We start from the raw sequence: 15,160 nt of genomic DNA on the forward strand, positions 1-15,160 counted from the left end.
GGCGGCCGTAAGGGAGTCGGTCCACGGGTCCGGAGGTCCGGATGCGGCGGGCGGGCCAGGGGCGTTCGGGGAGCCGCTCCCGGAACCAGGAGCGGGCCCCGCACACCGTGGGGCAGTGCGGGACCCGCCTACCGGAGGCCGGTGACCGTGCGGGGTCAGGAGCCGCACGGCCCCGGGCGCCCCGGGGTCTTGACCGTCGGTGGCCCGAGGGGCCGCCGCTGCCCGTCAACCGGCCCGCCGGGTCACGAATTCGGCGAGGGCCAGCAGGCCGCCCGCCTCCTCCGGGTCCGGAACCGCCCGGGCCAGTTGCTGCATCGCCCGGGCCATCCGGTCGGCGGCCTGGCTCTGGGCCCAGTCACGGCCGCCCGCGCGCTCCACTGCCAGCGCGATGTGCTCCGGGTCCCCCCTCTCGCCGGGTCGTGCGTACAGCTCGGTGAGTTCGGCCGCCGCCGGGTGGCCGGAGGCTAAGGCCGCTACCACCGGCAACGACTTCTTGCGGGCGGCCAGATCGGCACCGTCGGGCTTGCCGGCGGGGTGCGGGTCGCCCCACATGCCGATGACGTCGTCGATGAGCTGGAAGGCGAGCCCGGCCTCTCGTCCGAACGCGTCCAGTGCCGCGACTTCCGCCTCCGAGGCACCCGCGTACAACCCGCCGATCGCGCAGGCAGTTCCCAGCAGGGCGCCCGTCTTGGCCTCCGCCATGGCGAGCACCTCCTCGAGCGTGACCTCACCGGGGGCGCGACGCCGCAGCGCCAGGTCCGCGTGCTGCCCCGCGCACAGTTGGATCACGCAGTCGGCCAGCCGGGCTGCGGCTGCCACGGCCGCCGGGTGCGGGTCCTGGGCGAGCAGCCGCAGGGCCAGTGCCTGAAGGGCGTCCCCGGCCAGGACCGCGTCCGTGTCGCCGAACACGGTCCACGCCGTGGGGCGACGGCGGCGGGTGGTGTCCCGGTCCACCACGTCGTCGTGCAGCAGTGTGAAGTTGTGGACGAGCTCCACCGCGGCCGCTGCCCGAGCCGCCCCCGCCCGCGCCTCGGACCCGCCGCCGGCGGCCGCGGCGGCGAGGACCAGCGCGGGCCGGACGGCCTTGCCGGAACTCCCCTCCGCCGCGGTGCCGTCGGCCTGTTCCCAGCCGAAGTGGTAGAGCGCGATCCGGCGCATCGGCCCGGGCAGCGAGCCGAGCGCGGTGCGCAGCACCGGATCGACCTCCGCCCGGGCCCGCTCCAGCAGCATGGCCGCCTCGTGCCCCTCGGTCGGCCCCGGCCGGCCGTCCCGCTGTGTCCCGATGGTTCCTCGTCCTCCCGGTGCCCCGGCGGCCTGCAGCGGCTCGCCGTACGGCTGCCCGCCCGGGGCGGGCAGCGTCGTCTCCGCCCTGGACTCCATGAGGGACTCACCCATGGGACCGCCTCGGAGGATGAGCGGAGGGTGGCCCTTCCGCTGTCGCTGGGCACGTGCTCCGAGGATGTACCCGCCCTGACGGGCGGAGACACGGCAGGCCTGCCGGCAGCGTCACCGCCAGCGGCCGATCTCGACGTTCTCCAGGACCCCGAGCGCGTCCGGTACCAGGACCGCGGCCGAGTAGTAGGCCGTGACCAGGTACTTGATGATGGCCTGTTCGTTGATGCCCATGAAGCGCACCGACAGACTCGGTTCGATCTCGTCCGGGATGCCGGAGGCGCGCAGCCCGATGACGCCCTGGTCTGACTCGCCGGTACGCAGGGCGATGATGGAGGTCGTACGGGCGTCCGAGACCGGGATCTTGTTGCACGGGAAGATCGGCACACCGCGCCAGGTCGGGATGCGGTTGCCGGCCATGTCGATGGTCTCGGGCACCAGCCCGCGCTTGTTCAGCTCGCGGCCGAACGCGGAGATGGCACGCGGGTGGGCGAGGAGCATCTTGGTGCCCCGGCGCCTGCTGAGCAGCTCGTCGAGGTCGTCCGGGCTGGGTACGCCGTCGTGCGGCTGGATCCGCTGGTCGTACTCGCAGTTGTGCAGGAGTCCGAAGTCGCGGTTGTTGATGAGCTCGTGCTCCTGGCGCTCCTTCAGGGCCTCGACCGTCAGCCGGATCTGCTGCTCGGTCTGGTTCATGGGCTGGTTGTAGAGGTCGGCCACGCGTGTGTGGATGCGCAGCACGGTCTGGGCGACGCTCAGTTCGTACTCACGGGGCCGGGCCTCGTAGTCGACGAACGTGTGCGGGATGTCCGGCTCCCCGGAGTGCCCGGAGGAGAGGTCGATCTCCTTCTCGCCGTACCTGTTGGAGCGCTGCGAGGGGATCGAGCGGCGCTGCTGGAGGTGTTCGCGCAGGGTGTCCGAGCGCTCCGCGATCTGCTCGAACTCCTGGCGGGGCAGCACGAGCACGGTGCACGCGGTCAGGGCGCGGGCCGTGAACTCCCAGATCGCGTCCTCGTCGAGCAGCGCCTGGTCGCCGAAGTAGGCGCCGTCGGCGAGGACTCCGAGGGACTCGTCGTCCCCGTAGGGGCCGGTGCCGACCTTCTCCACCCTGCCGTGCGCCAGCAGGTACACCTCGTCGGCCGGGCTGCCGAAGGAGGCGATCACCTCTCCCGCCGGGATCTCCCGCTGTTCGCAGCGGCGGGAGATCTCGAAGAGCACCTCCTCGTCCTCGTACGACCGCAGCGCCGGCAGCTCCCCCAGCTCCGCGGGGATGACCTCCACGCGATCGCCGGTCTTGACGAACGTCACCCGGCCGTCGCCCACGGCGAACGTGAGCCGACGGTTCACCCGGTACGTGCCGCCCTGGATGTCGACCCAGGGAAGCATCCGCAGCAGCCAGCGCGAGCTGATCTCCTGCATCTGCGGCACGGACTTGGTCGTGGTGGCCAGGTTCCGCGCGGCCGCCGTGCCGAGACTCTGCTGCGGCTTGGTCTGCTCCGTGCGGACCTCTTCGCCTACCGACATAGAGAACTGCCCTCCCGGTTGTGACCGACGCCCCCATCCCTCGGGCATCGATGTGCACCCGCAAGCCTTCCGCACTCGACGCGCTGGTGCTATTACCCGAAAGAGCGGGAATGGATCTTCGCCCTAGTGGGCAGAGGGGGCCCGTCACGGTGTTCGAAAGCGCCCGCGTCCGGGACGCGGACCGGGTGCCCGGCCACACCGACGACGTCAGCCCTGAACTCACTCCGCCTCCACGTACGGGTGACAATGGCTCGATGACCAGCCCCGACCCGCCCGGACTCGCCGCGCTGCGTCCCCGGTTGCCGTCACCGGTGCAGGAAGTCGTGGACGACCGGTTCGAGCACCGGGGCGTCCGGCTGCTGCTGAAGCGGGACGATCTGATCCACCCGGAGCTGATCGGCAACAAGTGGCGCAAGCTCGCGCCGAACCTGACCGCGGCGGCCGGCCGTACCGTCGTCACCTTCGGCGGTGCCTGGTCCAACCATCTGCGCGCCACGGCCGCGGCCGGCCGGCTGCTCGGCATCCCCACGGTCGGTGTCGTACGCGGCGACGAGCTGGCCGGCCGGTCCCTCAACCCCTCACTCACGCGCTGCGCGTCCGACGGCATGCGGCTGCACTTCGTCGACAGGGCGACCTACCGCCGCAAGTCCTCGCCGCCCGACCTGGCCGGCATCCTGCGCGCGGTGGACGCCGAGGACGCGTACGTCGTCCCCGAGGGCGGCAGCAACGCCGAGGCCGTACGCGGTTGCCGGGCGCTCGGCACCGAGCTGCGGGGCCGGGCCGAGGTCGTCGCCGTGGCCTGCGGCACCGGTGGCACGCTCGCGGGACTGGCCGCCGGTATCGGCCCCGGCATGCGCGCCCTGGGCGTGCCGGTGCTCAGGGGCGGCTTCCTGACCGCCGAGACGGAGGCCCTGCAGGCAGCGGCGTTCGGCGGCCGGCGTGGCACCTGGAGCCTGGATGAGCGCTTTCATTTCGGTGGCTACGCGCGCGTGCCCGCCGAGCTCGACGCCTTCGCGGAGGACTTCGAGCAACGGCACGGCCTGCCCGTGGAGCGTCTGTATGTCGCCAAGCTGCTGTACGGACTCGTCACGCTGACCGGTGAGGGTGCCTTCCCGCGCGGGTCAGCGGTCGCGGCCGTGATCACCGGCCGCCCGTTCCCCTGAGGCAGCCTTCTCCTGCGCACCCCTTCTCCTGGTGCCGGCCCTCCTCTGAGGCACCCCGTTTCCTTGAGGCGCCGCTCCCCTCGAAATGCCGTTCTTGAGGCGCCGCTCCCCCTGAAGTGCCGCTCCCCTCGAGATGCCGCTCCCCTTGAGGCGCCGCTCCGTATTTCACCCCTGGCGGCGCCCCGTCGTCACGCCGCCTCGCGGAACGCCGCCGCCTCCTCCAGGTCCAGCCTGCGCAGCAAGGTCCGCAGCATCTCGTCGTCGATGTAGCGACCGTCCCGCAGTCTGACGAACACCTCGCGCTCGGTGCTGATCATCTCGCGCGACAGCCGCCGGTAGGTGTCGTCGACGGACTCGCCGGTGATCGGGTTGGCCTGGCCGAGCCGTTCCCAGACCGCGTCGCGGCGACGCTCCAGGACGATGCGCAGCCGGTCGGCGAGCGGGGCGGGCAGGGTGTTGCGCTCGTCGGTGAGGAGTTCGTCCAGGCGTCGTTCGGCGGCCCGGGAGGCCTGCGCCTGGGCGTTGGCCTCGGCCAGCGTCTCGGTCTGGGCGTCCCGCCCGGGGAACTTCAGCAGCCGGATCAGCGGGGGCAGGGTCAGACCCTGCACGACGAGGGTCCCGATGACCGTGGTGAAGGTCAGGAAGAGGATGAGGTTGCGCTGCGGGAAGGGCTCCTCTCCGTCGTGCATGGTGAGCGGGATGGAGAAGGCGATGGCCAGCGAGACGACCCCCCGCATGCCGGCCCACGCGATCACGAACGGTCCCTTCCAGGTCGGGTTCTGCTCCCGTTCCCGCACGCGGGCCGACAGCAGCCGCGGCACGAAGGTGGCGGGATACACCCAGACGAACCGGGTGGCGACGACGACCAGGAACACGGCGATCGCGTACCAGGCGGCCTCGACGCCCTCGTACTCACCGAGCCCTCTCAGGACCACCGGCAGTTGCAGGCCGATCAGCGCGAACACCGCCGACTCCAGGACGAAGGCGACCATCTTCCAGACCGCCTCCTCCTGCAGGCGCGTCGCGAAATCGACCTCCCACGCGCGGTGCCCCAGGTAGAGCGCGACGACCACGACCGCGAGGACACCGGAGGCGTGCACCTGTTCGGCGACCGCGTACGCGACGAAGGGGATCAGCAGGGACAGCGTGTTCTGCAGCAGCGCTTCCTTCACGTGCGTGCGCAGCCAGTGGATCGGCGCCATGAGCAGCAGGCCCACCACGACGCCGCCGACCGCCGCGAGCAGGAACTCGCCGATGCCCCCGGCCCAGGTCGCGCCCTCGCCGACGGCGGCGGCCAGGGCGACCCGGTAGGCGGTGATCGCGGTGGCGTCGTTCAGCAGGGACTCGCCCTGGAGGATCGTGGTGATCCGCGACGGCAGCCCCACCCGGCGGGCGACGGCCGTGGCCGCGACGGCGTCCGGGGGCGCCACCACCGCGCCGAAGACCAGGGCCGCGGTCAGCGGCATCTCCGGCACGATCACGTACAGCGCCCAGCCGACGACGAAGGTCGCGAACAGGACGTACCCGACGGACAGCATCGCGACCGGCCGCAGCTGTGCCCGCAGGTCGAGGTAGGAGCTGTCGGTCGCGGCCGTGTGCAGCAGCGGGGGCAGGATGAGCGGCAGGACGACGTGCGGGTCGAGCGTGTACTCCGGTACCCCCGGGACGTAGCTGACCGCCAGCGCCACGGCCACCAGCAGCAGCGGCGCCGGCACCGGGGTCCGCCGCGCCGCCGCGGCGATCGCGGCACTGCCCGCCACGAGCAGCAGCAGTGGCATCACGTCCATCGTTCTCGCCCGCCCTCGTTTTTCGACGCGGTCTTCCGCCCGACCGTCGTAACCTGGCAATCATGAAACAGTGCACGCACGCCGACGCGCTGCCGCACCCCGAACCCGGCCCGCTCAGCGAGACGTGTCCGGAGTGCTTGGCCGAGGGCATGGACCCGGTGCAACTACGGCTGTGCCTCAGCTGCGGTCACGTCGGCTGCTGCGACTCCTCGCCGGGACGGCACGCGGCGGAGCATCACAAGGAGTCCGGTCACCCCGTGATGCGGACCCACGAGCCCGGAGAGACCTGGCGCTGGTGCTTCGTCGACCACGTCCTGGTGTGACGCGACAGGACCCCGGCGGCGGACGGTTCGACCGTCTGACGTCTGGGTACGTCAACCCGGCGCGCGCTCTTCCCATTTGGGCCCGCCCAACCCCTAGACACGGAGCGTATCCACAGGTTTACTGTGAGTGACGACAAGGGGTTGGGGTCCCGGGGACAGGACCGTCGAGAGCGCGGTAGCGTCACCGCTGAACCACGTATCGCGTTACCCCGAGGGGCGACCCTCGGCCCTGAAACGCTTGTACCACCATGGAGGTGAGGGTGTCCCAGATCGCAGGCGAGCCCGCGACCCAGGACTTCGTGGAAGTCCGGCTGCCGGCCGCGGGGGCCTACCTGTCGGTGCTGCGTACGGCCACGGCCGGTCTCGCGGCCCGTTTGGACTTCACCCTCGACGAGATCGAGGACCTGCGCATCGCGGTGGACGAGGCCTGCGCGATCCTGCTCCAGCAGGCCGTGCCCGGCTCGGTGCTCAGTTGCGTCTTCCGCCTCGTCGACGACTCACTCGAGGTCACCGTCTCGGCGCCGACCACGGATGGTCATGCCCCTTCGCGGGACACCTTCGCCTGGACCGTCCTGTCCGCTCTGGCGGGCAAGGTCTCCTCCGCCGTGGACAAGGACAAAACCGTTTCGATCAGCCTCTACAAACAGCGCGGCGCGGGACCCGGGCCGGCGTGAGGAGCGAGGACGGGCCGGTGCGGGACGAAGAGCGCGGCACACGAGAGCTGCCGGCCGAGGGCACGGGCACGAGCGGCCCGACCGGTGCCCGACGCATGGCGGACGGCATCGACGGCATTCCCGAGCAGGCCCGCCCGCATCCCGAGGACGACTCCGCGGGGGCCGTCCTCCCGGGCGGCGGGCGGCTGGACCGGGACGGTGCCGTGCGAAGCGCGCCTCCGGGCGAGGGGATCGCCGTACCCCCGGGCCAGGGGGGTCCTCCCACTCCCGCGAAGTCGAGAGTGGCGGAGGAGGCGAGGGCTCGGGGAAGGGTGACGGGCGGGACGATGAGCGAGCACGAGCGACACTCCGAGGATCAGACGCCGCGCGCACGCCACGCACAGGGGGCGCAGCACGGCTCTCCGGACCGCAGTGGGGCGCGCGAGCTGTTCCTCAAGCTGCGCACCCTGAGCAGCGGCAGTCCCGAGTACGCGGAGCTGCGCAACCAGCTGGTCCGGATGCATCTGCCGCTCGTGGAGCATCTCGCGCGCCGCTTCCGTAACCGGGGCGAGCCGCTGGACGACCTCACCCAGGTGGCCACGATCGGATTGATCAAGTCGGTCGACCGTTTCGACCCGGACCGCGGCGTGGAGTTCTCGACGTACGCGACCCCGACGGTCGTCGGCGAGATCAAGCGGCACTTCCGCGACAAGGGCTGGGCGGTGCGCGTCCCACGCCGGCTGCAGGAGCTGCGTCTGGCGCTGACCACGGCGACGGCCGAGCTGTCGCAGCTGCACGGCCGCTCCCCCACGGTCCACGAGCTCGCCGAGAAGCTGGCGATCTCCGAGGAGGAGGTCCTGGAGGGCCTGGAGTCCGCCAACGCGTACTCCACCCTGTCCCTGGACGTCCCCGACACCGACGACGAGTCCCCGGCGGTCGCGGACACCCTCGGCGCCGAGGACGAGGCGCTGGAGGGCGTGGAGTACCGGGAGTCCCTCAAGCCACTGCTGGAGGATCTCCCGCCGCGCGAGAAGCGGATCCTGCTGCTGCGGTTCTTCGGCAACATGACCCAGTCGCAGATCGCGCAGGAGGTCGGCATCTCCCAGATGCACGTCTCCCGGCTGCTGGCGCGCACACTGGCGCAGCTGCGGGAGAGGCTCCTCGTCGAGGAGTGACGGCTACTTCTCCAGGTCGCCGGAGTTGCCGGGCCCGCGGATCCCGAGGGCCCGGGTCGTCTCGGGGTTCACCAGCAGCACCAGCGACGCGACGGCCACGACCGCGAGGGCGATCCCGCCCGGGATGGCCATGCTGTCGGCCTGCAGCAGGTTGTAGGCCACCGGCAGCGCCATCAGCTGGGTGATCACGGCCGGGCCGCGGCTCCAGCTGCGCAGGGCCAGCAGCCCCCGGGCCGCGAACAGCGGCAGCAGTGCGAGCACGACCAGCGTGATGCCGCCGGTCACGGCCTGCTGCCGGTCGTCGGGATGCCCCGTGAGGCCGAGGACGAGGATCCAGACGCCGCCGACGACCAGCGCGAGGCCTTCCAGCGCGGCCAGCAGCGCGGCGTACGTCAGACGCCGGGGGCGGGGACCGGTGGTTTCCTCGGTGGTGCGGGTCTGCTCACTGCTCACCCCTGAAGAGTAGCCCTCGCCGTACGCGCCCCTCGTGGCGAGGTTCACCCCCCGCCTCTTACCCGATCCCTACCTCGGTATGGGCCCGGTACCCCCCAGTAGGTACGCTGCCAGTCATGCGTGCACTCCTCGTGGTCAATCCGGCGGCAACCACCACAAGTGCGCGCACACGCGACGTACTCATCCATGCGCTCGCCAGTGAGATGAAGCTGGAGGCGGTCACCACCGAGTACCGAGGGCACGCGCGCGACCTCGGCCGGCAGGCGGCGGACAGCGACGACATCGACCTGGTGGTGGCCCTCGGCGGCGACGGCACGGTCAACGAAGTGGTCAACGGCCTCCTGCACGCCGGCCCCGCGCCGGGCCATCTGCCCGGTCTCGCCGTGGTCCCCGGCGGTTCCACCAATGTCTTCGCCCGCGCCCTGGGCCTGCCCAACGACGCGGTGGAGGCCACCGGCGCCCTGCTGGACGCCCTGCGCGACGGCAGCGAGCGAACCGTCGGCCTCGGCCTGACCTCGGGCACGCCGGACACGGAGGACGAGTCGGTGCCCGCCCGCTGGTTCACCTTCAACGCGGGGCTCGGCTTCGACGCCGGTGTGGTGGGTCGTGTGGAGCAGCATCGGGAGCGCGGCCGGAAATCCACACACGCTCTCTACGTGCGCCAGGTGATGCGTCAGCTCCTGGGCGAGCCGAACCGCCGCAACGGGACGATCACACTGGAACGAGCCGGCGAGGACCCGGTCACCGATCTGGTCCTGTCCATAGTCTCGAACACCTCGCCCTGGACATTTCTGGGGAATCGCCCGATCTATGCGGCGCCTAAAGCCTCGTTCGATACCGGTCTCGATCTCTTCGGTCTCAGCCGCCTCTCCACTGCGGCGGTTGCCCGGTATGGCACCCAGTTGCTCACTTCGTCCCCCGAGCGTGGCCCCCACGGCAAGCACGCCACCTCTCTGCATGACTTGACAGAGTTCACCTTGCATTCGAAGGTCCCGCTCCCCCTCCAGATGGACGGTGACCACCTGGGGCTACGGACCAGCGTGACGTTCACAGGCGTACGCCGTGCACTGCGTGTGATTGTGTGAGCAGAACTGGCTAAAGTCCTTTCACTCGAACGTTTAGGCCAGGATCCACCCCATGGAAGTACGGCTGTGACCTAGTCGACACCGAAGAATCAAAAAAAACTTTCCAGAAGGGGTTGTATCCGCCGCTGAGGTTTGCGAGTCTCTACGTGGCGATCGGGACGGCCCGCAAGACCGGCCTCCACTGATCACCAGAACCCCTCTCCAACTCACAGGACCTTCGTCAGGGAACCCTGATGGTCGGCCCTTCACTTGTTGAGGGATTCGTGAAAGCGTTCACATTCACAAGCACTTGCACGTATACCAAGGAGAGGTAGCAGCCATGGACTGGCGTCACAACGCCGTTTGCCGCGAGGAAGACCCCGAGCTCTTCTTCCCCATCGGCAACACCGGTCCTGCGCTGCTGCAGATCGAGGAAGCCAAGGCCGTCTGCCGTCGCTGCCCGGTTATGGAGCAGTGTCTGCAGTGGGCGCTCGAGTCCGGCCAGGACTCCGGCGTCTGGGGTGGTCTCAGCGAGGACGAGCGTCGCGCCATGAAGCGCCGCGCCGCCCGCAACCGGGCCCGTCAGGCCTCCGCCTGACAACCCACCCCTGCTGACAGCCTGAGCTTGGCGGCGCGTGCAGCGAGCACGCATCTCCCGCCCCCGAGCCGCAGCGCGCAGTTCCCCCGATGCGCTTAGACAAGCAGCAACGAGCTTTAGCCCCGGGCCACTTGATGGCCCGGGGCTCATTGCTTTTCCGGGCCCATTCCAACGTTCTCGGCTTCCGCTGCTTCTGGGACCGCACCGCGAAGTCGTGCCACCTCTGCTCTGCGATCACGCGGCGTAGTCGTGCCACCTCTGCTCTGCGATCACGCCGCGTAGTCGTGCCACCTCTGCGATCGCGCCGGGATGTCGCGTTACTTCTGGGACCGCACCGGGATGTCGAGGATCACACGGGTGCCGTGCTCCGGCGCCGGGACCATGTCGAAGGTGCCGCCCAACTCACCCTCCACCAGGGTCCGCACGATCTGCAGGCCGAGATTGCCGGCCGTATGCGGATCGAAGCCTTCCGGCAGGCCGACGCCGTCGTCCTGGACCGTGACCAGCAACCGGGCCTCCTTGGCCGTGCCGCCGCGGACCGCCGACACCTCGACCGTGCCGGTGTCGCCCTCGCGGAACCCGTGCTCCAGCGCGTTCTGCAGCACCTCGGTCAGCACCATCGACAGCGGCGTGGCGACCTCGGCATCGAGAATGCCGAAGCGGCCCGTGCGCCGGCCCGCCACCTTGCCCGGGGAGATCTCCGCGACCATCGCCAGGACGCGGTCGGCGATGTCGTCGAACTCCACACGCTCGTCCAGGTTCTGGGAGAGCGTCTCGTGCACGATCGCAATCGATCCGACGCGCCGCACCGCCTCTTCGAGGGCCTCGCGCCCGCGGTCGGACTCGATGCGCCGGGCCTGAAGGCGCAGCAGGGCCGCCACCGTCTGGAGGTTGTTCTTGACGCGGTGGTGGATCTCCCGGATCGTCGCGTCCTTGGTGATCAACTCGCGCTCGCGCCGACGCAGTTCGGTGACGTCCCGGAGCAGGACGAGGGAACCGATGCGGGTGCCCTTCGGCTTGAGCGGGATCGCGCGGAACTGGATGACCCCGTCACTGGCCTCGATCTCGAACTCGCGCGGCGCCCAGCCGCTGGCGACCTTGGCGAGCGCCTCGTCCACCGGGCCCCGGGTCGGGGCGAGGTCGGCGGTGGTCCTGCCCAGGTGCTGGCCGACGAGGTCGGAGGCGAGGCCGAGCCGGTGGTAGGCGGACAGGGCGTTCGGGGAGGCGTACTGGACGATGGCGTCGGCGTCCAGCCGGATCAGCCCGTCGCCCACGCGGGGCGAGGCGTCCATGTCGAGCTGCTGGTTGGCGAACGGGAAGGACCCGGCCGCGATCATCTGCGCCAGGTCGGAAGCGCTCTGCAGGTAGGTGAGTTCCAGGCGGCTCGGGGTGCGCACGGTGAGGAGGTTGGTGTTGCGCGCGATGACTCCGAGGACACGTCCCTCCCGCCGTACGGGGATCGACTCGACCCGGACGGGCACCTCCTCGCGCCACTCGGGGTCGCCTTCGCGCACGATGCGACCCTCGTCGAGGGCGGCGTCCAGCATCGGGCGGCGGCCGCGCGGGACGAGGTGGCCCACCATGTCGTCCTGGTACGAGGTCGGACCGGTGTTGGGCCTCATCTGGGCGACCGAGACGTACCGGGTGCCGTCACTGGTGGGGACCCACAGGACCAGGTCGGCGAAGGAGAGGTCGGAGAGCAGTTGCCACTCCGATACCAGCAGGTGCAGCCACTCGAGATCGGTGTCGTCGAGGGCGGTGTGCTGGCGTACGAGTTCGTTCATGGAGGGCACGTGTGCGAGCGTACCCGGGGGTTCGTACAGCCCTGAAACACCCGCGGGCCGCGGCGCCTGAGAGGGACCCTCAACCCTCCCGGCACCGCAGCCCGGAGCAGCATCGGCCGTGGGGTGTGCGGTCCCGGTCGGCCGAAGGATGAGGAGCCGGGGCAGTCAGGGCAGAGAGCCTCGGTTCCTCGGTCCGCCTTCCTGTGCGGGGAAGGCGGAGGCTGGTTGCGCGTTGCACACGCGCTCTCGTTACGCATTGTGGACTAGACCACTTGTGGTGTCCATGCGTTGGAGGCTGTTCGTTGTTGTCATTTTCACGATGCGTCGGACGCACCGGCGCCCAGCAGGCAGCCTAACCCGTGTGGGTTCCTGTGCGGGGCCAGATGGAGAGGGCAATTTCCGCGACCGCCTCCAGTTCCTCCCTGCTCGCCCCGTCACGCGCCTGTTGTGACATGCCCTGGATCATCGCTCCGGTGTGACGGGCCAGGGCGGCGGCGTCGATGGAGGGCGGCAGCACGCCGGCGGCGACATCGGTCCTTATCCGGCTTTCGAACGCGGCGATGTTGGCGTTGCGACGGTCCCGCAGCGACTGCTCCACCTCCGCGTTCGAGCAGTTGGCGGCGGCGTGGACGACGAGGCAGCCGTGCGGGTGGCCGGGTTCGGTGTAAGCGGTGGCGGCTTCGCGCAGGGTGCGCTCCACGGCGGCCCGTGCGGTGGGCTCTTCGGCGAGGGCCCGGTCGGCGAAGGATCCGTATCGCGTGCCGTACACGCGGACGACCTCCTCGAAGAGGGACCGCTTGTCGCCGAAGGCGGAGTAGAGGCTGGGGGCCCCGATGTCCATGACGCGGGTGAGGTCGGACACGGACGTGGCCTCGTAGCCGTGCTCCCAGAAGGCCAGGAGGGCCTTCTCCAGCGCGGTTTCGCGATCGAAGGAGCGGGGGCGGCCGCGGGGCCTGGTCCTGGCCTTGCCCGCCCCGGCGGTCGTCGCACTCGTGGCGTCAGGCCCCTGCGCGGCCTTCGCGGTTTCGTCCTCGTTCACCATGGGATGCATTTTATAGCGGGCACTAGAGAAATGGAGGCGGCCTGTTGTACGGTCATTTCTGTAGCGACCGCTAGAAAAATGAGAAGGGGGCGCCGCCATGGGCGTGCTCACGGGCAGGACCGCACTCGTCACGGGGGCGAGCAGGGGCATCGGGCGAGGCATCGCCGAGCGACTCGGCCGCGACGGAGCTCGGGTCGCGGTGCACTACGGCAGGAACGAGACGGCGGCGAAGGAAACGGTCGCAGCGATCGAGGAGGCCGGCGGTTCGGCGTTCGCGGTGGGCGTGGAGCTGGGGACACCAGGGGACGCCGAGGCGCTGTGGGAGGAGTTCGACCGGCACGCGGACGGGCTGGACATCCTGGTGAACAACGCGGCGATCGGCAGCACACGGCCGATCGGGCAGCTGGAGGAGCGGGAGTACGACGAGGTCTTCGCGGTGAACGTGAAGGCACCGTTCTTCATCCTCAAGCACGGCATGGCCCGCCTGCGGGACGGCGGCCGAGTCGTCAACATCTCGTCGGGGCTGGCCCGGACGGCGGCGATGCCCGACAACATGGCCTACGCGATGACGAAGGGCGCGCTGGACGTCCTCTCACGGGACCTGTCCAAGGTGCTGGGGCATCGGGGCATCACGGTGAACTCGGTGGCCCCGGGGATCATAGACACGGACAACACGGCGGCACTGCTGTACGGCAGCCCCGACAGCCTGGCGAAGGCCGCGGCGCTGTCCGCGCTGGGCGGGGTGGGCCGGCCTGCCGAGGTCGCCGACGTGGTGGCGTTCCTGGTGTCGGACGGCGGACGGTGGGTGACGGGCAGTTGGGTGGATGTGACGGGGGGTTCGCTCACCTAGCCGCCGGCGAGCCGGCCGCGTGCGCCCCGGCCCTCAGCGTGTCTCCGTCACCTTCGCCAGTGCCCGGGGCGCGTCCGGATCCTGACCCCGGGCGATGGTGACCTCGTAGGCCAGGAGCTGGAGGGGGATGATCTCCAGCACGGGTTGGACCTCCTCCGCCACGTCGTCCGTGGGCAGCACGAAGCCGGCCGAGGCCTGCTCCACCTGGTGCCCGGGTCCGATGACGACGAGGTCGGCGCCGCGGCCGCGCAGCCGGTCCAGGACGGGCTGGAGGGCTTCACCGCCTTTGCCGTCGGTCACCACGGCGATGACCGGGGAGACGTTGTCGACCATGGCGAGCGGTCCGTGCAGCAGGTCCGCGCCGGAATAGGAGAGGGCGGGGATGTAGCTGGTCTCCATCAGCTTGAGAGCGGCTTCCTTGGCCGTGGGGTAGCCGTAACCGCGGGAGGTGATCACCATGCGCTCGGCGAAGCGGTAGCGAGCGGCGAGCGTGCGCACCTCCCCCTGGCGGGCGAGCAGTTGCTCGGCGAGGTCCGGCAGCACCCGCGCAGGCGCGCCGTCGCCGCCCCGCAGGCCCTCGACGAAGAGGTAGAGCGCGAGAAGGGAGGCCGTGTAGGTCTTGGTCGCGGGAAGGGCCTTCTCGGGCCCGGCCATGATGTCGATGTGGTACTCGGAGACACCGGCGAGCGGTGAGTCCGGGTTGTTGGTGACGGCCAGCGTGATGGCGCCTGCCTCACGGGCGGCCCGGGTCGAGGCGACCAGGTCGGGGGAGCCGCCGGACTGGCTGACGGTGACGACCAGGACGTCGGTGAGGTCGGGCCGGGCGCCGTAGGCCGTGGTGGTGGACATCGAGGTGAGTCCGCAGGGCAGGCCGAGCCGGATCTCCAGGAGGTACTTGGCGTACAGGGCGGCGTTGTCGGAGGTGCCGCGGGCGGTCAGCAGGACGAAGCGGGGCGTGCGGGCGGCGATCCGCCGGGCGACGTCCTGGATGGCGGGGGCGCCGTCGGTCAGGATCCGGCGCAGGACGGCGGGCTGCTCCGCCATCTCGCGGGCCATGGTCCGGCCCGGGAGTTCGCTGAGGGGGCCCGGTGCGGCTGCGGCGGTCATGGCGGGTTCCTTCCGGGGGCGGGGCGGGTGCAGACCCCATTCCACTCCCCCGGGCCGGACACCGCCCACCCGGGAGGCCTTGAACGCACTCAGGTGCCCCGTGGGAGCCCCGCTGTTCACCCCCTGCTGCCCTGTTCGGCACCGCGGCGCCACCCGCGTGGGAACGGCGGTACGCACCCTGGGGGTGGCAGAACCGCTCTGTTAGATTGGTCTAAACCACACGACCCTTCGGGTCGGTCCCAGTTGAG

14 protein-coding genes are annotated in these 15,160 nt (G+C 70.7%); 7 read left to right on the forward strand and 7 right to left on the reverse strand.

Going from position 1 to position 15,160, the window contains the following annotated elements; genetic code table 11:
* Positions 1 to 225: 225 nt before the first annotated feature.
* Together AB0B29_RS33030 and AB0B29_RS33035 are read right to left on the reverse strand one after the other, a co-directional pair.
* Positions 226 to 1,395, reverse strand: coding sequence for a family 2 encapsulin nanocompartment cargo protein polyprenyl transferase (locus AB0B29_RS33030; protein ID WP_362245588.1), 1,170 nt, complete (start codon positions 1,393 to 1,395; stop codon positions 226 to 228).
* A 111-nt stretch (positions 1,396 to 1,506) separates the two neighbouring features.
* A complete protein-coding gene (locus AB0B29_RS33035; protein ID WP_362245590.1) occupies positions 1,507 to 2,913 on the reverse strand; it encodes a family 2B encapsulin nanocompartment shell protein in 1,407 nt (468 codons plus the stop codon).
* Between the two features lie 254 nt (positions 2,914 to 3,167).
* On the opposite strand from AB0B29_RS33035, the gene AB0B29_RS33040 reads away from it, so the two are divergent.
* On the forward strand, positions 3,168 to 4,076 hold the full coding sequence (locus tag AB0B29_RS33040; RefSeq protein ID WP_362245592.1) for a 1-aminocyclopropane-1-carboxylate deaminase/D-cysteine desulfhydrase: 909 nt from the start codon (positions 3,168 to 3,170) through the stop codon (positions 4,074 to 4,076).
* Positions 4,077 to 4,264: 188 nt separating this feature from the next.
* Here AB0B29_RS33040 and AB0B29_RS33045 read toward each other — a convergent pair whose 3' ends face one another.
* Positions 4,265 to 5,863, reverse strand: coding sequence for a Na+/H+ antiporter (locus tag AB0B29_RS33045; RefSeq protein WP_362245594.1), 1,599 nt, complete (start codon positions 5,861 to 5,863; stop codon positions 4,265 to 4,267).
* Positions 5,864 to 5,925: 62 nt separating this feature from the next.
* Here AB0B29_RS33045 and AB0B29_RS33050 point away from each other — a divergent pair, with 62 nt between their 5' ends.
* From AB0B29_RS33050 to AB0B29_RS33060, 3 genes are all read left to right on the forward strand, one after another.
* Positions 5,926 to 6,186, forward strand: coding sequence for a UBP-type zinc finger domain-containing protein (locus AB0B29_RS33050; protein ID WP_053672413.1), 261 nt, complete (start codon positions 5,926 to 5,928; stop codon positions 6,184 to 6,186).
* Between the two features lie 260 nt (positions 6,187 to 6,446).
* Positions 6,447 to 6,860, forward strand: a complete 414-nt coding sequence (locus AB0B29_RS33055) for a hypothetical protein (RefSeq protein WP_003992877.1) — start codon at positions 6,447 to 6,449, stop codon at positions 6,858 to 6,860.
* A gap of 17 nt (positions 6,861 to 6,877) precedes the next feature.
* Positions 6,878 to 8,014 carry an RNA polymerase sigma factor SigF gene (locus AB0B29_RS33060; RefSeq protein ID WP_362245596.1) on the forward strand — a complete coding sequence of 379 codons (1,137 nt, stop codon included), beginning with the start codon at positions 6,878 to 6,880 and terminating at the stop codon, positions 8,012 to 8,014.
* Between the two features lie 3 nt (positions 8,015 to 8,017).
* Here the strand turns inward: AB0B29_RS33060 and AB0B29_RS33065 are convergent, their stop codons facing one another.
* Positions 8,018 to 8,467 carry a hypothetical protein gene (locus AB0B29_RS33065; RefSeq protein WP_362245598.1) on the reverse strand — a complete coding sequence of 150 codons (450 nt, stop codon included), beginning with the start codon at positions 8,465 to 8,467 and terminating at the stop codon, positions 8,018 to 8,020.
* A 116-nt stretch (positions 8,468 to 8,583) separates the two neighbouring features.
* Here AB0B29_RS33065 and AB0B29_RS33070 point away from each other — a divergent pair, with 116 nt between their 5' ends.
* Positions 8,584 to 9,552 (forward strand): diacylglycerol/lipid kinase family protein, encoded by a 969-nt coding sequence (locus AB0B29_RS33070; protein ID WP_362245600.1) that lies wholly within the window; start codon positions 8,584 to 8,586, stop codon positions 9,550 to 9,552.
* A gap of 319 nt (positions 9,553 to 9,871) precedes the next feature.
* Positions 9,872 to 10,129, forward strand: a complete 258-nt coding sequence (locus AB0B29_RS33075; RefSeq protein WP_016639615.1) for a WhiB family transcriptional regulator — start codon at positions 9,872 to 9,874, stop codon at positions 10,127 to 10,129.
* Between the two features lie 317 nt (positions 10,130 to 10,446).
* Here AB0B29_RS33075 and AB0B29_RS33080 read toward each other — a convergent pair whose 3' ends face one another.
* Together AB0B29_RS33080 and AB0B29_RS33085 are read right to left on the reverse strand one after the other, a co-directional pair.
* Complete coding sequence (locus AB0B29_RS33080; protein ID WP_362245677.1) at positions 10,447 to 11,913, reverse strand: sensor histidine kinase; 1,467 nt, start codon at positions 11,911 to 11,913, stop codon at positions 10,447 to 10,449.
* 352 nt (positions 11,914 to 12,265) lie between these two features.
* Complete coding sequence (locus AB0B29_RS33085; RefSeq protein WP_362245602.1) at positions 12,266 to 12,955, reverse strand: TetR/AcrR family transcriptional regulator; 690 nt, start codon at positions 12,953 to 12,955, stop codon at positions 12,266 to 12,268.
* Between the two features lie 97 nt (positions 12,956 to 13,052).
* On the opposite strand from AB0B29_RS33085, the gene AB0B29_RS33090 reads away from it, so the two are divergent.
* Positions 13,053 to 13,805, forward strand: coding sequence for an SDR family oxidoreductase (locus AB0B29_RS33090; protein ID WP_362245604.1), 753 nt, complete (start codon positions 13,053 to 13,055; stop codon positions 13,803 to 13,805).
* Positions 13,806 to 13,838: 33 nt separating this feature from the next.
* Here the strand turns inward: AB0B29_RS33090 and AB0B29_RS33095 are convergent, their stop codons facing one another.
* On the reverse strand, positions 13,839 to 14,912 hold the full coding sequence (locus tag AB0B29_RS33095) for an SIS domain-containing protein (protein WP_362245606.1): 1,074 nt from the start codon (positions 14,910 to 14,912) through the stop codon (positions 13,839 to 13,841).
* Positions 14,913 to 15,160: the final 248 nt, after the last annotated feature.

The organism is Streptomyces tibetensis (assembly GCF_040647715.1).
Taxonomy (GTDB): domain Bacteria; phylum Actinomycetota; class Actinomycetes; order Streptomycetales; family Streptomycetaceae; genus Streptomyces; species Streptomyces tibetensis_A.

Bases quoted from the DNA above. Each gene is read 5' to 3' on its own strand.
- AB0B29_RS33030 (WP_362245588.1), bottom strand. From the start codon at position 1,395: ATGGGTGAGTCCCTCATGGAGTCCAGGGCGGAGACGACGCTGCCCGCC.
- AB0B29_RS33035 (WP_362245590.1), bottom strand. From the start codon at position 2,913: ATGTCGGTAGGCGAAGAGGTCCGCACGGAGCAGACCAAGCCGCAGCAG.
- AB0B29_RS33040 (WP_362245592.1), top strand. From the start codon at position 3,168: ATGACCAGCCCCGACCCGCCCGGACTCGCCGCGCTGCGTCCCCGGTTG.
- AB0B29_RS33045 (WP_362245594.1), bottom strand. From the start codon at position 5,863: ATGGACGTGATGCCACTGCTGCTGCTCGTGGCGGGCAGTGCCGCGATC.
- AB0B29_RS33050 (WP_053672413.1), top strand. From the start codon at position 5,926: ATGAAACAGTGCACGCACGCCGACGCGCTGCCGCACCCCGAACCCGGC.
- AB0B29_RS33070 (WP_362245600.1), top strand. From the start codon at position 8,584: ATGCGTGCACTCCTCGTGGTCAATCCGGCGGCAACCACCACAAGTGCG.
- AB0B29_RS33075 (WP_016639615.1), top strand. From the start codon at position 9,872: ATGGACTGGCGTCACAACGCCGTTTGCCGCGAGGAAGACCCCGAGCTC.
- AB0B29_RS33080 (WP_362245677.1), bottom strand. From the start codon at position 11,913: ATGAACGAACTCGTACGCCAGCACACCGCCCTCGACGACACCGATCTC.
- AB0B29_RS33085 (WP_362245602.1), bottom strand. From the start codon at position 12,955: ATGGTGAACGAGGACGAAACCGCGAAGGCCGCGCAGGGGCCTGACGCC.
- AB0B29_RS33090 (WP_362245604.1), top strand. From the start codon at position 13,053: ATGGGCGTGCTCACGGGCAGGACCGCACTCGTCACGGGGGCGAGCAGG.
- AB0B29_RS33095 (WP_362245606.1), bottom strand. From the start codon at position 14,912: ATGACCGCCGCAGCCGCACCGGGCCCCCTCAGCGAACTCCCGGGCCGG.